The 2,425-nt window shown below is 52.0% G+C and carries 1 other annotated feature (running past one end of the window).

The annotated features are described in order from the left end of the window. Window positions 1-2,425: a sequence feature (mutual gap in cmsearch alignment for this rRNA model is longer than 100), on the forward strand; it begins 1,088 nt to the left of the window's first position.

Below are 2,425 nucleotides of genomic sequence, written 5' to 3' on the forward strand. Positions count from 1 at the left end.
CGAGTAGGGCGGGACACGTGATATCCTGTCTGAATATGGGGGGACCATCCTCCAAGGCTAAATACTACTGACTGACCGATAGTGAACCAGTACCGTGAGGGAAAGGCGAAAAGAACCCCTGTGAGGGGAGTGAAATAGAACCTGAAACCGTGTACGTACAAGCAGTAGGAGCACCTTCGTGGTGTGACTGCGTACCTTTTGTATAATGGGTCAGCGACTTAATTTTAGTAGCAAGGTTAACCGTTTAGGGGAGCCGTAGGGAAACCGAGTCTTAACTGGGCGTACAGTTGCTAGGATTAGACCCGAAACCAGGTGATCTAGCCATGGGCAGGTTGAAGGTTGAGTAACATCAACTGGAGGACCGAACCGACTAATGTTGAAAAATTAGCGGATGACTTGTGGCTAGGGGTGAAAGGCCAATCAAACCTGGAGATAGCTGGTTCTCCCCGAAAGCTATTTAGGTAGCGCCTCGGACGAATACTACTGGGGGTAGAGCACTGTTAAGGCTAGGGGGTCATCCCGACTTACCAACCCTTTGCAAACTCCGAATACCAGTAAGTACTATCCGGGAGACACACGGCGGGTGCTAACGTCCGTCGTGGAGAGGGAAACAACCCAGACCGCCAGCTAAGGTCCCAAAGTATAGCTAAGTGGGAAACGATGTGGGAAGGCTCAGACAGCCAGGATGTTGGCTTAGAAGCAGCCATCATTTAAAGAAAGCGTAATAGCTCACTGGTCGAGTCGGCCTGCGCGGAAGATGTAACGGGGCTAAGCTATACACCGAAGCTGCGGCTACGTACCTTAGGGTATGTGGGGTAGGGGAGCGTTCTGTAAGCCGTTGAAGGTGGTCTGTAAGGGCTGCTGGAGGTATCAGAAGTGCGAATGCTGACATGAGTAACGATAAAGGGAGTGAAAAACTCCCTCGCCGGAAGACCAAGGGTTCCTGTCCAACGTTAATCGGGGCAGGGTAAGTCGACTCCTAAGGCGAGGCCGAAAGGCGTAGTCGATGGGAAACGGGTTAATATTCCCGTACTTCTTACAATTGCGATGGGGGGACGGAGAAGGCTAGGTGGGCCTGGCGACGGTTGTCCAGGTTCAAGTACGTAGGCGGAAAGTTTAGGTAAATCCGGACTTTCTTAACGCTGAGATACGATGTCGAGCTACTACGGTAGTGAAGTCATTGATGCCATGCTTCCAGGAAAAGCCTCTAAGCTTCAGATTGTAAGGAATCGTACCCCAAACCGACACAGGTGGTCGGGTAGAGAATACCAAGGCGCTTGAGAGAACTCGGGTGAAGGAACTAGGCAAAATGGTACCGTAACTTCGGGAGAAGGTACGCTCTTATCAGTGAAGTCCCTTGCGGATGGAGCAGACGAGAGTCGCAGATACCAGGTGGCTGCAACTGTTTATTAAAAACACAGCACTGTGCAAAATCGTAAGATGACGTATACGGTGTGACGCCTGCCCGGTGCCGGAAGGTTAATTGATGGGGTTAGACTTCGGTCGAAGCTCTTGATCGAAGCCCCGGTAAACGGCGGCCGTAACTATAACGGTCCTAAGGTAGCGAAATTCCTTGTCGGGTAAGTTCCGACCTGCACGAATGGCGTAATGATGGCCACGCTGTCTCCACCCGAGACTCAGTGAAATTGAAATCGCTGTGAAGATGCAGTGTACCCGCGGCTAGACGGAAAGACCCCGTGAACCTTTACTACAGCTTGGCACTGAACATTGAACCTACATGTGTAGGATAGGTGGGAGACTATGAAACCGCGTCGCTAGATGTGGTGGAGTCGTCCTTGAAATACCACCCTTGTAGTTTTGATGTTCTAACGTTGGTCCCTGAATCGGGATTACGGACAGTGCCTGGTGGGTAGTTTGACTGGGGCGGTCTCCTCCCAAAGAGTAACGGAGGAGCACGAAGGTGGGCTAAACACGGTTGGACATCGTGTGGTTAGTGCAATGGCATAAGCCCGCTTGACTGCGAGAATGACAATTCGAGCAGGTGCGAAAGCAGGTCATAGTGATCCGGTGGTTCTGAATGGAAGGGCCATCGCTCAACGGATAAAAGGTACTCCGGGGATAACAGGCTGATACCGCCCAAGAGTTCATATCGACGGCGGTGTTTGGCACCTCGATGTCGGCTCATCACATCCTGGGGCTGAAGTCGGTCCCAAGGGTATGGCTGTTCGCCATTTAAAGTGGTACGCGAGCTGGGTTTAGAACGTCGTGAGACAGTTCGGTCCCTATCTGCCGTGGGCGTTGGAAAATTGAAAGGGGCTGCTCCTAGTACGAGAGGACCGGAGTGGACGAACCTCTGGTGTTCGGGTTGTCATGCCAATGGCATTGCCCGGTAGCTAAGTTCGGAATCGATAACCGCTGAAAGCATCTAAGCGGGAAGCGAGCCTTGAGATGAGTTTTCCCTGGC

This window comes from Vibrio sp. 10N.286.49.C3, assembly GCF_041469545.1.
Taxonomy (GTDB): domain Bacteria; phylum Pseudomonadota; class Gammaproteobacteria; order Enterobacterales; family Vibrionaceae; genus Vibrio; species Vibrio tasmaniensis_A.